Raw genomic sequence first — 13468 nt, forward strand, 5'->3', positions numbered from 1 at the left:
CGTGTCCGAGTCTGAACCGTTCCCGGACGGCGGCTGGAAGCGGGAGGGCACGGTCGCACTCGGCTGCGCCCGGGCGGCCGGTGCCTACCTGCGTGCGCGGTTCGGACTTCCCGCGGAGAAGCGCTACCGGGGGGATCACGACGTCCAGCTTCGCGTGGACGTCGAGGCTCAGCGGCGCATCATCGCCACCCTGGCCGAGGAGTTCCCGGGGCACGGCGTCCTCGCGGAGGAGGGAGCCGCACCAGAATGGCCTGACACCGAGTACGTCTGGGTGGTCGACCCGCTCGACGGGACCAACAACTTCGGGTACGGCATCGCGCACTGCGCGGTCGCCATCACGCTCTTCCGATGGGAGCGGCCCGTCCTCGCGGTCGTCGTCGACCCACTGCTGCGGCGGGAGTTCGTCGCCACGGAGGTGTCGCCGCCTGGGACGGTGCCACCGTGCCCGCCGGTCCCGTTGCGACGGTCCACGGTCTCGCTGGTGACCAACTACTCGGCGGCCGGACGTGTCTGGGGCGACCACATACGCGAGGTGCTCGGGGGACGCTGCAAGAGAACCGTGTCGATGTGGGCGCCGGCGCTGGATCTGGCCTTGATCTCGGCAGGGCATCTCGACGGCATGATCTGCCATGACGGCGGCCTGCTCGACGTCGGCGGCGGAATGCTGCTGGTCAGCGCGTCGGGCGGGCATGTCCTGGACCTGTCGGGTGCCCCGCTCACGGCGCACGGCTCCATGTACGGCAGGCCCGTGTCGTTCGTCGCCGCCCGAAGCGAGAGGCTGGCCCGCGAGTTGCTGGAGTGCGCGAGGTCCCCGCAGGTCGCGCTCTAGGCGGACACGGCGGCGGCCAGTTCGTCGACGAGCGTCTCCAGCAGAAGCCGCAGCGCGGGTTGCGAGAACCCGGGGCGGGGGAGGGGCTCACCCGTGGTCAGTGATTCCTCCGCGAAGACCAGGACGGTGGAGTCGGGCCGGTGCGGTCCCTGCAGGACGAGGCTCATGGTGAGCCGTCCGGGAGGGTTCGACACCCGGTGGAAGACGTCGGACGTGAGCGTGTACGACGAGCCCGCGCTGAGATGCGCGTCGAAGGTGCGGGACAGGCCGCGGTGCCCGAGTGGTTCCAGCGCGTAGACGGTGGCGCCCCGGTCGGAGGCGTAGCCGTAGGAGTGGAAGGCGGGGCCACCGGGGTCCGGGGTGAACTCCTGGAACCGGTAGCCGCCGAGAAGGATCACCGATGAGAAGTCCCAGCGGTGATTGTGGATATTCTCGACCCCGCTCTCCCGCGTCAGTTCGCTCCACACGTGCAGGCGGAGCTGGTAGCTGTCGCCCGCGAGGAGAACGATCTTGTGGAAGCCGTTGGGGTGCCGGTACGAGCCGGCCCGCACGGCCTCCAGCCACTGCTCGTCGCGCAGTGCGCTGCACAGCAGTTCACGTGTGGCGCCCGGGTCGGCGAACGGCAGCAGCGCGGCGTGCAGCCGGGGTCCGGCCTGCCCGTCGGGTGGCCCAAGGGTCTCCGAGAGCCGTGCCGCCAGTTCGTAGCGGGTCATGAAGCCTCCAGCGGAACGGCCGCCGTTTCAGCCGAGTGCGATCACGGCGTTGGAGAACGCCGGCTCTGCGGTGACCTCGCGGTCGATGACGAGAAAGTCGGGAAGGGTGAAGCTCTGCTCCAGGCTCTCGACCTGAAGTTCGAGCAGATTGCAGGCGCGGCTGGCGGGCCGGTGGATGTCGTCCAGTTCGAAGAACTGGCCATTCCAGTGGAAACAGCGCCGGCTCTTGGCGATGATCTCCCGGCGCATGTCCCGGGTCAGGCGAAGTTCCTCGTACTCCTGTGCGGCCAGTTCCCGTTCTTCGACCTCCCGCACGCCGTCGGACAGCCGGTGCAGCCGCGCCAGACGGTAGTCGGAACGGCCGGACCGTACGCCGCGGCGAATCCGCAACTGGTCGCCGTCCTCGACTTTCAGGTAGATCTGCTCGTACTCGATGAGGTCGGCATCGCGCAGAATCGGATGAGACCAGTCGGGGGCCGCACCGAGCAAGAACTTGCGTTCGATTTCCACAGGCATGCTTTGAAGCCGCTCACTCGCCGTCAATGGGTCATCTGCCAGAGCATCCCATCGAGGCTCGGGTGTCAACCGGTGGTAAGCCAGGCCTGACGGCGCGCTGCCGCTAGGGTGGAGCGCATGTCTCGCCCCGATGATCGCGCGTCCGACCAGCTCCGCCCCGTCCGCATCCAGCGCGGATGGCTCGACCACGCGGAAGGGTCGGTACTGGTCGAGTTCGGTGCGACACGGGTGCTGTGCGCCGCGTCCGTGCAGTCGTCGGTGCCCCGGTGGCGGCGCGACAGCGGCCTCGGCTGGGTCACCGCCGAGTACGCGATGCTGCCCCGAGCCACCAACACCCGCAACGACCGCGAGTCCGTCAAGGGGCGGATCGGCGGACGCACCCACGAGATCTCCCGGCTGATCGGGCGTTCCGTCCGGGCGTGCCTCGACTTCAAGGCGCTCGGCGAGAACACCGTCCAGCTCGACTGCGACGTGCTGCAGGCCGACGGCGGCACCCGCACCGCCGCGATCACCGGCGCGTACGTGGCGCTCGCCGACGCGGTGAGCTGGATGCGCGAACGCAAGCTCCTCAAGGGCGACCCGCTCATCACCTCGGTGTCGGCGATCAGCGTCGGCGTCGTGGACGGCGAGGCCCGCCTCGACCTGTGCTACGAGGAGGACTCCGCGGCCGGCACCGACATGAACGTGGTCTGCACCGGCGACGGCCGGTTCGTCGAGGTGCAGGGCACCGCCGAAGGCGCCCCGTTCGACCGCGCCGAACTGGACGCGCTGCTCGACCTCGCGGCCGGCGGCTGCGCCGAGCTGACCCGGCTTCAGGCGCAGGCCCTCGCCCGATGACGCGGATCGTCCTGGCGACCCGCAACGCGGGCAAGATCGCCGAGCTGCACCGGATCCTCGGCGGCCTCGACGCGGCCGGTTTCGACGTGGTCGGCCTCGATGCGTTCCCCGGCGCCCCCGACGTGCCCGAGACGGAGCTGACGTTCGAGGGCAACGCGCTGCTGAAGGCCCGCGCGATCGCCGCGTTCACCGGCCTGCCCGCGGTCGCCGACGACTCCGGCCTGTGCGTGGACGCGCTGAACGGCATGCCGGGCGTCCTGTCCGCCCGCTGGTCGGGCCGGTTCGGCGCCGCCACCGGCGACCGCGACGCCGCCAACCTCCAGCTCGTCCTCGACCAGGTCGCGGACGTCGCCGACGGGCAACGCGGCGCTGCGTTCGTGTGCGCGGCCGTCCTGGTCGTCCCAGGCGGCGCCGAGCACCGCGTCGAGGGACGGATGCGCGGCACCCTGATCCGCGAACCGCGCGGCACCGGTGGCTTCGGCTACGACCCGATCTTCGTCCCGGACGGCGAGTCCCGCACGACCGCCGAAATGGCCTCCGGCGAGAAGGACGCCATCAGCCACCGCGGGAAGGCCTTCCGCGCCCTCGCCGACATCGTGGCGCGCTGAGCCCGGAGTCAGCGAACGCGCAGTCGGATGAAGGTGCCGTCCCGGCCTGTTCGGAGTTCCATCAGGTCGACGAGGAGGCGGACGGTCCACAGGCCGAAGCCGGGCTGGAGTGCCGTGTCCGGTGGGATGAATCCCGTCAGCGGGCCGGGGCGCCAGAAGCCGTGGTCGCCGATCTCGCAGACGAGGTCGCCGCCGTCCTGCCATATCCAGAGGCCGATCGGCGGTGTGCCGTGCTGCAGCGCGTTGGCCGCGGCCTCGTTGGCGGCCGTGACGAGGTTCCGCGCGGACTGCTGGGCCAGGCCGTGCCTGCCGGCGCGTTCGCCGATGAACGCCCGCAGCGCGTGCAGGTCGTCGCCTTCGATGGGAAGGTACTCCGCGGTGCGGGGACGGTCGAAGCGCAGGCCGCGGTCGCAGCCGGACCCGAACGTCTCGGGGTCGACGTACTCGTCGTTCGGGCCGTTGTGCCCTGGGGCCAGCAGCAGCGGGTGGGTCCGCCTGGCCTGCGCGACGATTCCGGGCGGCAGGGTCGCGGTGTCGTAGGGGCACAGCGCCCGCGCCCCCGAACCCCGGAACACCACGTTGATGAGGGACTCGTAGCGGATCCACTCCAGGGTCTGCCGCTCGTCCCAGCCGTCCCAGAAGGGTTCGGCGAGTGCACACAGGCTGCGCGGAGCGTTCTGCTTCACGACGGTCTGGTAGTCGCGCAGGGTGTGGACGGGATGCCGGTAGAACTCCGCCGAGTCGTGGTACTGGATGGGTAGGTCGCGCGGCGGGAGGACGTCCCGGAGCGCGGTCAGGTTGGGTTCGCGCACCACGGCGATGACGGCCTGGTCCTTCTCCAGCCCGGATTCGAGGTACGGCACGGTGACCGACAGGAACTCGTCGATTCCGCGGTACAGGAAAGCCTTGTGCTCCAACGCCATCAGGTGCTGCCCTCCGTGCCCGGGAGCGTCCGTTCGCCGCCGCGGGCCAGGCCCGGCAGCCGGTGCCAGCCGACCATCTCGATGACGTTCTCCACGTCGGGCGCCAGGTGGTCGAGGACCAGCGGCTCGCCGGCGGGGAGCCCGGTCGCGTGCCGGGCCAGCAGGTGCAGGCCGCCGAGGTCGATGAAGCCGAGCCGGGACAGGTCGAGGTGCACGCGGCGCCGTTCACCGCTCACCTGCGCGAGCTTCTCGGCGAACACGGCGTGCCGGGCGGCGTCCAGCTCGCCCTCGACGCGCAGGCCGTCGGGCTCGAACGTGCGCACTATCTTCAGGATCCCGTCATCGAACTCGGGGTTCACTTCCACGAGGACCTCATGTGTGTCGCGGAGGGCGTCGAGCTCGTCGCGCGGGCACGCGTGCCGGTCGATCTGGCAGATCGCCATGGCCATCGTGCTCGGCGAGACCGCGTTGCCGACCCGGTGCTCGCAGCCCAGCATCCGGCCGAGGTCGGGCGGGCCCGGGCGGTTCACCAGCCAGCTGTAGTCGGTGGTGATGCGCACGGCGCGGAAGCCCTGGTCGAACGCCTCGCCGACCTCGCGTGCGAGGGTGTCGAGCATCATGGCGGGCTCGAACTCGCCCCGCCGGTCGAGGCAGGCGTCCCGCCGCGGGATGACCCGCAGCTGGCCCGTCCTGCCGTAGGCGTCCACGTCGATCCGGTGCCGGGGGCCGAGGCCGGGAAGCCGCTCGGCCGGGGCGTCGGTCAGGTACACGACCTTCTCACTGGTCCGCAGGGCCTCCTGGACGAACGGCCCGATGACCCGGTCGCGCTCCTCGAAGCCGCGGTAGGCCAGCCAGCCGTGATCCCCCGGCCGCACGTCGCTGACGGGACGGTTGGCGAACCAGGGGGTCTCCCGCTCGCTGATCATGGAGCCTGCCCATCGAGGTCGGTGGTGTGTTCAGCGTACGCCGCGGCGGAGGTATTGGAAGCCCAACGCATGGAAGCCCTCACTGTCCGTTCGGAGGGGCGGGGATCGTGATCCTCAGCCGGACGACGCTGCCGCGGTCACCCGTCCTGATCTGCACGGTCGAGCACAGCAGCCGTACGGCCCACAGCCCGAACCGGCTTCCCGGCGCGGTGCCCGCGGGGCGCGGCGGGACGAGCCCGTGCCCGGTGCCGGCGGCCCACCGCCCTTGGTCGGCGACCTCGCAGACGAGGGCGGGGTCGCCGCCGGACGTCTCCGTCCACATGCGCAGGACGATGGGCGGCTCGCCGTGCCGCATCGCGTTGGTGACGACCTCCGTGACCGCGACGAGGAGCCGCTGGAGGTCCTCCTCCGGCAGCGGCGTCTGCCGCGCGTACTCGGTGACGTATGCACGCAGCCAGTACAGGTCGGCCTTGTCGAATTTCAGGGTGTCGGCGCCGGCCGGTGGACGCGGCAGCGGCTCGCGGTCGCACTGCGCGCAGTAGGCCCACGGGTCCAGGTATCCGGGGTTGGGCAGGGGCCGCCGTCCGCGCACGGTCTCGGGGTGGGTCTTGCGGGCGGCCGCGACGATGCCCGCCGGGAGCGTGGCCGAGTACGGGCACATGAGCGACGCGCCGGTGCCGCGGAACGCGACGTTGACGACGGCCTCGATCCGCTGCCATTCGGCGATCTCCAGCGGTGACCGCGCCGACCATGCCGGTTCCCCGAGGACGCGCAGGCGGCGCCCTTGCCGGGCGGTCTCGTCGGCTGCGCTCAGGCAGTCCGCGAGGGTCCGCGCCGGGTGCGTGTACCAGGCCGCCGGTTCGCTGAACTCGACGCCGGCGCCGGCGGGGCCGAGCGCGTCGCGCAGCAGCATCTCCCGCCCGGTCCCGCACACGGCGAGGACGCGGTCACCGGCGTCCAGCCCGTCCAGCAGGAAGGGGAGGGCGCCGTCGAGGAACTGGTCCGCTCCGTCGTAGGGCAGCAGACGATGCGTGAAGGAAGCGTTCACGACGGTTCCCCGCGGGCTGGCGATCATGGCGTCACCGACTGTGTCGACGGCCTGACCCGCCAAGCCTAGGCCGCCCGCCCCCGGCCTGCCGAGACCGTTTCTCAAATGGTGCCGTGGGAATCGCGGCGCCGTTGTCCGCAATGGCGGCGCGGGCGTGTCCCTTACCCGGCCCGGCCGTGTGGCGCCCGCCCGGCCATGTCCGCCGTCCGGTGCAGGGCCCGGCGCGGCGGCCCGTACAGGACGGCGCGGAGCCCGGGCGTGAGCCGCGCGAGTAATTCATCGCGCGGCATCGATGCGACGGGTTCCACGCCGAGGATGTAGCGCGTGAAGATCACCCCGGCGAGCTGCGCGCCGAACACGCCGGTGCGGTTCCGGGCATCGGGGCCGCCGACGTGGTCGGCGATGCGGCCGAGCAGCTCGTCCTCGACGATGTCGCGCACCAGCCGGGCGAGTTCGGGGTCCTGTGTCGCGGCCCGCACCATCAGCACCAGCGGCCGGCCCAGTTCCGGGTCGTCCCACGCGGTCAGCAGGGCGCGCAGGACGCGTTCGGGCAGCGTCACGGGATCGCCGGGCAGCGCGCCCGCGAGCACCTCGGGCGGATTGGCGATCAGCCCGAGCACGGCGCCGAACAGGCCCTTCTTCGATCCGAAGAAGTAGCTGATCAGTGCGGCGTCCACGCCGGCCTCGGCGGCGATGGAGCGCATCGTGACGGGCCCGTAGCCGTCGGCGAGGAACCGGCGGCGGGCCACCGCGAGGATCTCCTCGCGGGTGTCGGGGCTGCCGCGCCGCCGGCCGCGCGAGGCCCCGGATTTATTCATCATGGTTGAAATATAGTCCGGGCGGCGGTCGGATTCGAGGTGAGCGAACAGAAACCGAGCACGTCCAAGGAGGCTCACCATGGCCGCCCCTCCAGCGGGAGGCGGGACCGTCCATCGCGCGGTGCTGCCGACCGTGATGCTGTCCCTCGCCACGGTCGTGTCCGCCGTGGCGTCCCTCAACACCGCGATACCGTCCATCGCCCGCGACACCCGCGCGGGGCAGACGGAACTGGCGTGGATCATCGACGCCTACGCGCTCGTCTTCGCCGCGCTGCTGCTGCTCGGCGGCGCCGTCGGCGACCGATACGGGCGCCGCCGCGCCCTCGCCGCCGGGCTCATCGTGTTCGGCGCGGGCTCGGCCGCCGCGGCGCTGGCCGCCGACCCGACCTGGCTGATCGCGATGCGCGGGGTCCTCGGCGTCGGCGCCGCCCTGGTCATGCCCGCCACCCTGTCGACGATCACGTCGACGTTCCCGGCCGAGCAGCGCACCCGCGCGGTCGGCGCGTGGGCGGGCGTCGCCGGCGCCAGCGCGATCTTCGGGCTGCTCGCCTCGGGCGCGCTGCTGGAGGCGTGGTCGTGGCGGTCGGTCTTCGTGCTGAACGTCGTGCTGGCGGTGATCGCACTCGCCGCGACCCTCGCGGTCGTCCCCGAGTCCGCCGAACCGGACGCGCCCAAACTGGACCTGACCGGCGCCGCCATCACCGTCGCCGGGCTGGGGATCGGCGTCTACTCCATCATCGAGGCGCCCACGGAGGGCTGGACGAGCGTGCGGACCCTGGCGGGACTCGCCGCCGGGACCGCCATCCTCGCGGGCTTCGTCGGCTGGGAACTGCGGCGGCCGAACCCGCTGCTGGACCCGCGGCTGTTTCGCATCCGGCCGTTCTCCGCGGGCGCGCTGTCGATCACCCTGCAGTTCTTCGCCTTCTTCGGGTTCATCTTCATCGTCCTGCAGTACCTGCAGCTGGTGAAGGACGAGAGCGCGCTGGTCGGGGCGCTCATGCTGCTGCCGATGGCGCTCACGATGATGCCGTTCGCCCGCGGCGCCGCACCGCGGCTGGCCGCCCGTCTCGGCGCGCCCCGCGTCATCACCGCCGGCCTGTTCCTGGTCAGCGCCGCGCTGCTGATCCTCTCCCGGCTCAACGAGACCAGCTCGTACTGGCTCCTGCTGACGGGCCTGCTCCCGCTCGGCGCCGGCATGGGACTGGCCATGACCCCCGCGACGGCCGCGATCACCGACGCGCTGCCCCCGGACAAGCAGGGGGTCGGTTCCGCGATGAACGACCTGGCCAGGGAACTCGGCGGCGCACTCGGCATCGCCGTCCTCGGCAGCATCCTCCAGTCCGGCTACCGCGCGAACCTGAGCCTTGAGGGACTGCCGGGCCCGGTCGCGGAGCAGGCGGAGTCGTCCCTCGCGCTGGCCCTGAGAGCCGGCCCGCAGGCCGCGGAGCAGGCCCGCGCGGCGTTCGCGGACGGCGTCCAGTCGGCGATGCTGACCGCGTCGATCGCCCTTGCCGTCACGGCCGTCGCCGTCGCCGCCCTGTCCCGCGCGCACCGCCCCGCGGCAGGGGAATCCGTTGCCGGGTCCACCGGTCGGAACGCTAAGCTGAACGCGCCTGAAGGCACCGGCGGGCGTGGCGAAACCAGGTATACGCGGCAGGTTTAGGTCCTGTTGGTGGCGACACCGTGGGGGTTCGAATCCCCCCGCCCGCACCTCGAACGCGAAGAACCGGCCAGCGCGGCGCGGGCCGGTTCCGCGTGCGGCGGGCTAAACCCCGAGGTCGCGGCGGAGGCGCTCCACGTGCCCGGTGGCCTTCACGTTGTAGTACGCCTTCTCGATCCTGCCTTCGGCGTCGATGAGGAAGGTGGAGCGGATCACGCCGACGACGACCTTGCCGTACAGCTTCTTCTCCCCGTACGCGCCGTAGGACTTCAGGACCTCGGCGTCCGGGTCGGACAGCAGCGGGAAGGTCAGGCCCTCCTTCTCCCGGAACTTCGCCAGCTTGGCCGGCTTGTCGGGCGAGACGCCGACGACGGTGACCCCGGCGGCCTCCAGTTCGCCGAGGCTGCTCTCGAAGTCGACAGACTCCTTGGTGCAGCCGGGCGTCATGGCCGCCGGGTAGAAGTAGAGGATCACGCGCCTTCCGCGCAGCGAGGCCAGCGACACCGGGGACGCGTCGGCGTCGGGAAGCTCGAAATCGGGGGCGACATCGCCCGGCTGCAGCCGCTCGGACACCCTGGCCCGCCTTTCGCTCGGATGGTGGCTCCAACCGTACCGTCCGGGGTACGCCCGGCGGCCGGGGGGAAGACCTGCCAGACTGTTCGGATCATGCTTCGCAGGACATGGTCTCGCCCCACACGATAAGGACACGGCATGGCTGACAGGCCCAGCGACCCGGAAGGGCTGGAGAAGTACATAGAGCGCAACGTCCAGGAGCTCGCACGCAACGTCGACGAGCTCTCCGACCGGGTCCATCCGAGGAAGGCCGCGAAGCGGGGCGCCGATCGGCTGAAGGAGGAGGCGGGTCAGGTCGTCAGGTCCGTCGGCGCGCTGGTGCGTCCGTCCGCGGACGCCAAGGCCGCCGACGACGAGGAGGCCGGGGGCGGGCTCGACAAGCGCCTGGTGCTGGCCGGTGTCGGGGCCGCCGTCACCGTGACCGCCCTGGTCCTCTGGAACCGTAGGCGCAGACGCCGCTGAGCCCCGTCAGGGAGGCGCCGGTCCGCGGTCTGCGGCCGGCGCCTTTTCGTGTCGTGACTCCGCCCCTGCGTCCGGGGGCGGCGGGGCCGGGGCGCTGCGGGAGGCTGTAGGCGAGGAGTTCGGCGACGACGCGCAGCTCGGCGAGTTCGGCGCGGCACGGCGGGCAGCCCCGCAGATGCGCCGACAACTCGTCGGCCTCGGCGCCGGGCAGCCGTCCGAGGGCATAGACGCCGAGGCCGATGCGGTACTCCCCGCAATCCGTTCCTCCCACGACCTGGGGTACGGGTCAGGGGCCTGTCCCGTTCACTCGGGCGAACTGGGGGAGGTGCTCGCGGTGCGCGGCGAGGCCCTCGTCCAGGATCTTCTCGGCGGTGTGCTTGCTCCGGACGAACGGGTGCGCCATCAGGGCCTGCAGGGCGGTCCGGCGGTCGCCGGTGACGGCGGCGTCGGACGCGAGCCGCTCGTAGGCGTGGATCGCCTGGGTGAGGCCGCGCACCGGTCCGGGGAGAGGGCCCATCGTCAGCGGGACGGGGCCGGAGCGTCCGACGAGTGAGGGGACCTCGACGATCGCGTCCCGTTCCAGGGACGGGATCGCGCCGTTGCTGCGAGTGTTGACGATCATCCGGCGGCCCTCGTCGCGGTGCAGGGCGCAGATGACGTCCACGGCGAACTCGCCGTGCTCGCCGCCGCCGCGCTCGCGGGACGGGTTCGGGTCGGACTTCCCGGACTCGGCGGTGACCTGCTCGTAGTAGGCGGGGAGCATGGCGAGGATTTCCTGCGCGCGGGTCGTGCCCTTCTTGCGCAGTTCCTCGACGACGTCGTCGTGGAAGAAGTAGTACTTCGCATAGGAGTTCGGCAGGAAGCCGAGCGTCTTGGCGAGTTCGGCCATGCGGGACGGGTCGCGCCACGGTGTCGCGCCGCCGCCGGGGACCTCCATCTCGTCCAGCAGTAGCGGGACGTCGAGGTCGTGGCCGTCGAGCCGGAGCCGCTGCGCCCACGTGGCGTGGTTGAGGCCGATCCAGTCGGCCTCCAGCCCGTCGGACGGCAGGCCCAGCAGTCCGGCCCACATCTCGGTGTCGCCGATGGCCTGGTCGCACAGCCCGATGATGCGCGCGCCGGTCGTGCGGGCGACGGCGTCGGTGACGATGTTCGTGGGGTTGGTGTAGTTGACGATCCAGGCGCCCGGGTCGGCGGCGGACGCGATCTCCAGCAGGACGGGAACGGAGCGCAGCGCCATCAGGAACCCGCCCGGCCCGGCGGTCTCCTGCCCCACGACGCCGTGCCTGAGGGGGATCGACTCGTCCAGGTGGCGCGCGGCGAGCCCGCCGGGGCGGAACGTCGTGAAGACGTAGGACGCGCCGTCCAGCGAGGCCTTGAGGTCGGTGTGCGCGGAGACGGTGATCGCGGCGTCCCGGGCCGCGAACATGTTGCGCGCCAGCCGCGTCATGACCACCAGGTGCGCGGTGTCGATGTCGTAGCAGGACACCTCCGTGCCCGCCAGGTCGCCGGCGCGGTGCAGGATGCCCCGGATCACGCCGGGCATGTAGCCGCTGCCCGCCCCGATGATCGCGATCTTCACCGGGGCTCCAGGTTCGGCGGCGACACGGTGAAGCGGGCCTCGACGGCCGCGCGGACGATCTGCGTCGCGGGCTCCAGGTCGATCGGCTCGGGCTCGTCGGGCGCGTCGCCGAGGCCCCGCCCGTACGCGGCGGCCAGCGCGACGGGGGCGCCCGAGTCCTGGTGCCGGCCGAGCCCCTCGTCCGACAACTCGACCAGGCCGGTGAGCCGGGACCCGAGCGCCCCGGCGTAGCTGCGGGCGCGCTCGACGGCCTCGTGGGCGGCCTGCCGCGCGGCCCGCCCGTACACCTCGCTGTCGCGCCGCAGCTCCCAGTCGGGGCCGTTCACATAGGTGCGCTCCAGGTCGCCGAGCCGGGTGACCAGCTCGCCGAGGACCCCGAAGTCCGCGACCGTGATCTTGATCCAGACGGTGCCCCGGTAGGCGCGGATGTCCCCTTCGCGCCGCTTGTACTTCAGCAGCGGCGTGATCGACAGCCCGCCCGTCTCCAGCTTCTCCACGGCCTCGCCGTAGGACTTGACCAGGTCGAGGCAGCGCTGGTTGCGCTCGGTGAGCCGGTCGAGTGCCGTGCGCCGGTCGGATTCCTGCGACTGGACGTGCACCGACAGCCGCGCGATCTCCGGTTCGGCCTCCAGCACCGCCTCACCGCGAACACTGATCATGGGAGCGTCGCTCATGGCCCCAACCTAAACGCTCGCCCCCCGAACCTCAGCCCCCGGAGCACCCGCGGGGGGTCGAAGGGGGTCGCCTCCCATCACAGGAAGGTTCGGCCCTCGCCCCGGTACGTGGGGACGGTGCGGACGACCTCGTCGCCGTCGATCAGGTGCAGGGCGGCGAACCGTTCGCACAGCTCGCCCGCCTTGGTGTGCCGGAACCAGACGCGGTCGCCGATGGACAGCAGGTCGGCGGAGCGGCCGAGCAGCGGTGTCTGCACCTCGCCGGCGCCCTCGTTGGCGTCGTAGGACAGGCCGGTCGGCAGGTACGGCTGGGGCAGGCGGACGGTGTCGCCGGGGCCGGAGGCGAGGTAGCCGCCGCCGAGGCAGGTCGCGACGCCGGGCGCGGGGCGCCGGACGACCGGCAGGGCGAACAGCGCGGCGGGACGTCCGCTGAAGTTGGAGTACTGGTCGAACAGGTGCGGCTGGTAGAGGCCGGAGCCGGCGGCGACCTCGGTGACCGCGCGCTCGGCGGCGGTCTTCTCCACGCTGCCGGTGCCGCCGCCGTTGACGAACTCCAGCTCGGTCAGCTCGCGGAGGGCGCGGACGATCGCGGCGCGGCGGCGGGCCAGCTCGATCCGGGACCGCTGCTGCATGGTGCGGATGACGCGGCCCCGCGTGGCGCGTCCGGGCGGGACGTCCCCGACGCCGGCGATCTGCGACTCGTAGGCCATGACCCCGGCGAGGTCGAGCGACGGGCGCTTGAGGATCACCTCGGCGAACGCGCAGACCTGGGCGGGGGTGCGCAGGGGGGAGCGCAGCGCGCCGATGCGGACCCGTCCGGCCAGGGGACGGTAGGACGCGTCGATGTCGATGCAGACGCGGACCCTCCGGTCGCGGGCGGCCGACTCGATCAGGTCGAGGTGGTCGGTGGAGTCGACCATGAGCGTGATGGCGCGGGAGGCGGCGGGGTCGGCGGACAGCGCGGCGATGGCCGTCCGGTCGGTGGTGGGGTAGGCGACGAGGATGTCGTCGCTGACGCCCTCGGCGGCCAGCCAGAGCGCCTCGGGAAGGGTGAAGGCCATGATCCCGGCGAAGCCGTCCATGGCGAGGACGTCCTCCAGCAGCGCCCGGCAGCGCACCGACTTGCTGGCCACGCGGATCGGCTTGCCGGCGGCGCGGCGGACGAGGCCGGCGGCGTTGGCGCGGAAGGCCGCAAGGTCGACGACGGCGAACGGCGCCTCGATCCCGGCCGTCGCTGTGTCATAGCGGTCCCGGAGGTTCATGCTGGCCAGACTGCCACAGGACCGGTGAATGTGAAAACCT

Annotated in this window: 16 protein-coding genes and 1 tRNA gene; 6 read left to right on the forward strand and 11 right to left on the reverse strand. The window is 72.1% G+C overall.

Annotated features, from left to right (window positions below; genetic code table 11):
- Position 1 precedes the first annotated feature (1 nt).
- Positions 2-829 (forward strand): inositol monophosphatase family protein, encoded by an 828-nt coding sequence (locus ACGFK0_RS24450; protein ID WP_392908505.1) that lies wholly within the window; start codon positions 2-4, stop codon positions 827-829.
- Here ACGFK0_RS24450 and ACGFK0_RS24455 read toward each other — a convergent pair.
- Positions 826-1542: a hypothetical protein gene (locus tag ACGFK0_RS24455; protein ID WP_392908507.1), complete on the reverse strand. Its 717-nt coding sequence runs from the start codon at positions 1540-1542 to the stop codon at positions 826-828. The two genes, ACGFK0_RS24450 and ACGFK0_RS24455, sit on opposite strands and share 4 nt — an antisense overlap.
- Positions 1543-1569: 27 nt before the next feature.
- Positions 1570-2085: a hypothetical protein gene (locus ACGFK0_RS24460; RefSeq protein ID WP_392908509.1), complete on the reverse strand. Its 516-nt coding sequence runs from the start codon at positions 2083-2085 to the stop codon at positions 1570-1572.
- Positions 2086-2175: 90 nt separating this feature from the next.
- Between ACGFK0_RS24460 and rph the strand changes: the two genes are divergently transcribed.
- Together rph and rdgB are read left to right on the forward strand one after the other, a co-directional pair.
- Entirely contained in the window at positions 2176-2895 is a 720-nt protein-coding gene (rph, locus tag ACGFK0_RS24465) for a ribonuclease PH (protein WP_392908511.1), read from the forward strand.
- The gene (gene rdgB, locus ACGFK0_RS24470; protein ID WP_392908513.1) at positions 2892-3503 is read left to right on the forward strand and encodes an RdgB/HAM1 family non-canonical purine NTP pyrophosphatase; all 612 of its coding nucleotides are present in this window, start codon (positions 2892-2894) and stop codon (positions 3501-3503) included. Before rph ends, rdgB begins: the two co-directional genes overlap by 4 nt.
- Before the next feature lie 8 nt (positions 3504-3511).
- Here rdgB and ACGFK0_RS24475 read toward each other — a convergent pair whose 3' ends face one another.
- The 4 genes from ACGFK0_RS24475 to ACGFK0_RS24490 all read right to left on the reverse strand — a co-directional run bounded on the left by ACGFK0_RS24475 (position 3512) and on the right by ACGFK0_RS24490 (position 7221).
- Entirely contained in the window at positions 3512-4426 is a 915-nt protein-coding gene (locus ACGFK0_RS24475) for an anti-sigma factor RsbA family regulatory protein (RefSeq protein ID WP_392908515.1), read from the reverse strand.
- Entirely contained in the window at positions 4426-5352 is a 927-nt protein-coding gene (locus ACGFK0_RS24480) for an MEDS domain-containing protein (RefSeq protein WP_392908517.1), read from the reverse strand. The genes ACGFK0_RS24475 and ACGFK0_RS24480 overlap by 1 nt, the downstream gene beginning before the upstream one ends.
- A 79-nt stretch (positions 5353-5431) precedes the next feature.
- Complete coding sequence (locus tag ACGFK0_RS24485) at positions 5432-6400, reverse strand: anti-sigma factor RsbA family regulatory protein (RefSeq protein WP_392908519.1); 969 nt, start codon at positions 6398-6400, stop codon at positions 5432-5434.
- Between the two features lie 161 nt (positions 6401-6561).
- A complete protein-coding gene (locus ACGFK0_RS24490) occupies positions 6562-7221 on the reverse strand; it encodes a TetR/AcrR family transcriptional regulator (RefSeq protein ID WP_392908521.1) in 660 nt (219 codons plus the stop codon).
- A gap of 76 nt (positions 7222-7297) precedes the next feature.
- Between ACGFK0_RS24490 and ACGFK0_RS24495 the strand changes: the two genes are divergently transcribed.
- Together ACGFK0_RS24495 and ACGFK0_RS24500 are read left to right on the forward strand one after the other, a co-directional pair.
- On the forward strand, positions 7298-8881 hold the full coding sequence (locus ACGFK0_RS24495) for an MFS transporter (RefSeq protein ID WP_392908523.1): 1584 nt from the start codon (positions 7298-7300) through the stop codon (positions 8879-8881).
- Positions 8844-8928: transfer RNA gene (locus ACGFK0_RS24500), tRNA-Leu, on the forward strand. The genes ACGFK0_RS24495 and ACGFK0_RS24500 overlap by 38 nt, the downstream gene beginning before the upstream one ends.
- A gap of 55 nt (positions 8929-8983) precedes the next feature.
- Here the strand turns inward: ACGFK0_RS24500 and bcp are convergent.
- On the reverse strand, positions 8984-9451 hold the full coding sequence (gene bcp, locus ACGFK0_RS24505; protein ID WP_392908525.1) for a thioredoxin-dependent thiol peroxidase: 468 nt from the start codon (positions 9449-9451) through the stop codon (positions 8984-8986).
- 138 nt (positions 9452-9589) lie between these two features.
- On the opposite strand from bcp, the gene ACGFK0_RS24510 reads away from it, so the two are divergent.
- A complete protein-coding gene (locus ACGFK0_RS24510; protein WP_392908527.1) occupies positions 9590-9913 on the forward strand; it encodes a DUF3618 domain-containing protein in 324 nt (107 codons plus the stop codon).
- On the opposite strand, the gene ACGFK0_RS24515 is transcribed toward ACGFK0_RS24510, so the two are convergent.
- The 4 genes from ACGFK0_RS24515 to ACGFK0_RS24530 all read right to left on the reverse strand — a co-directional run bounded on the left by ACGFK0_RS24515 (position 9864) and on the right by ACGFK0_RS24530 (position 13428).
- Positions 9864-10184: an anti-sigma factor family protein gene (locus ACGFK0_RS24515; protein WP_392908529.1), complete on the reverse strand. Its 321-nt coding sequence runs from the start codon at positions 10182-10184 to the stop codon at positions 9864-9866. The genes ACGFK0_RS24510 and ACGFK0_RS24515 overlap by 50 nt on opposite strands.
- A gap of 15 nt (positions 10185-10199) precedes the next feature.
- Positions 10200-11492 (reverse strand): glycoside hydrolase family 4, encoded by a 1293-nt coding sequence (locus ACGFK0_RS24520; RefSeq protein WP_392908531.1) that lies wholly within the window; start codon positions 11490-11492, stop codon positions 10200-10202.
- Entirely contained in the window at positions 11489-12166 is a 678-nt protein-coding gene (locus ACGFK0_RS24525; RefSeq protein ID WP_392908533.1) for an SIMPL domain-containing protein, read from the reverse strand. Before ACGFK0_RS24525 ends, ACGFK0_RS24520 begins: the two co-directional genes overlap by 4 nt.
- 77 nt (positions 12167-12243) lie before the next feature.
- Positions 12244-13428 carry an amino acid deaminase/aldolase gene (locus ACGFK0_RS24530; protein ID WP_392908535.1) on the reverse strand — a complete coding sequence of 395 codons (1185 nt, stop codon included), beginning with the start codon at positions 13426-13428 and terminating at the stop codon, positions 12244-12246.
- Positions 13429-13468: the final 40 nt, after the last annotated feature.

The organism is Spirillospora sp. NPDC048823, assembly GCF_043198445.1.
Classification (GTDB): domain Bacteria; phylum Actinomycetota; class Actinomycetes; order Streptosporangiales; family Streptosporangiaceae; genus Spirillospora.

What these genes read in the sequence shown, in the direction of transcription:
- ACGFK0_RS24455 (WP_392908507.1), bottom strand. Translation starts at nt 1,542, where the DNA reads ATGACCCGCTACGAACTGGCGGCACGGCTCTCGGAGACCCTTGGGCCA.
- rph (WP_392908511.1), top strand. Translation starts at nt 2,176, where the DNA reads ATGTCTCGCCCCGATGATCGCGCGTCCGACCAGCTCCGCCCCGTCCGC.
- rdgB (WP_392908513.1), top strand. Translation starts at nt 2,892, where the DNA reads ATGACGCGGATCGTCCTGGCGACCCGCAACGCGGGCAAGATCGCCGAG.
- ACGFK0_RS24475 (WP_392908515.1), bottom strand. Translation starts at nt 4,426, where the DNA reads ATGGCGTTGGAGCACAAGGCTTTCCTGTACCGCGGAATCGACGAGTTC.
- ACGFK0_RS24480 (WP_392908517.1), bottom strand. Translation starts at nt 5,352, where the DNA reads ATGATCAGCGAGCGGGAGACCCCCTGGTTCGCCAACCGTCCCGTCAGC.
- ACGFK0_RS24490 (WP_392908521.1), bottom strand. Translation starts at nt 7,221, where the DNA reads ATGATGAATAAATCCGGGGCCTCGCGCGGCCGGCGGCGCGGCAGCCCC.
- ACGFK0_RS24495 (WP_392908523.1), top strand. Translation starts at nt 7,298, where the DNA reads ATGGCCGCCCCTCCAGCGGGAGGCGGGACCGTCCATCGCGCGGTGCTG.
- ACGFK0_RS24510 (WP_392908527.1), top strand. Translation starts at nt 9,590, where the DNA reads ATGGCTGACAGGCCCAGCGACCCGGAAGGGCTGGAGAAGTACATAGAG.
- ACGFK0_RS24525 (WP_392908533.1), bottom strand. Translation starts at nt 12,166, where the DNA reads ATGAGCGACGCTCCCATGATCAGTGTTCGCGGTGAGGCGGTGCTGGAG.
- ACGFK0_RS24530 (WP_392908535.1), bottom strand. Translation starts at nt 13,428, where the DNA reads ATGAACCTCCGGGACCGCTATGACACAGCGACGGCCGGGATCGAGGCG.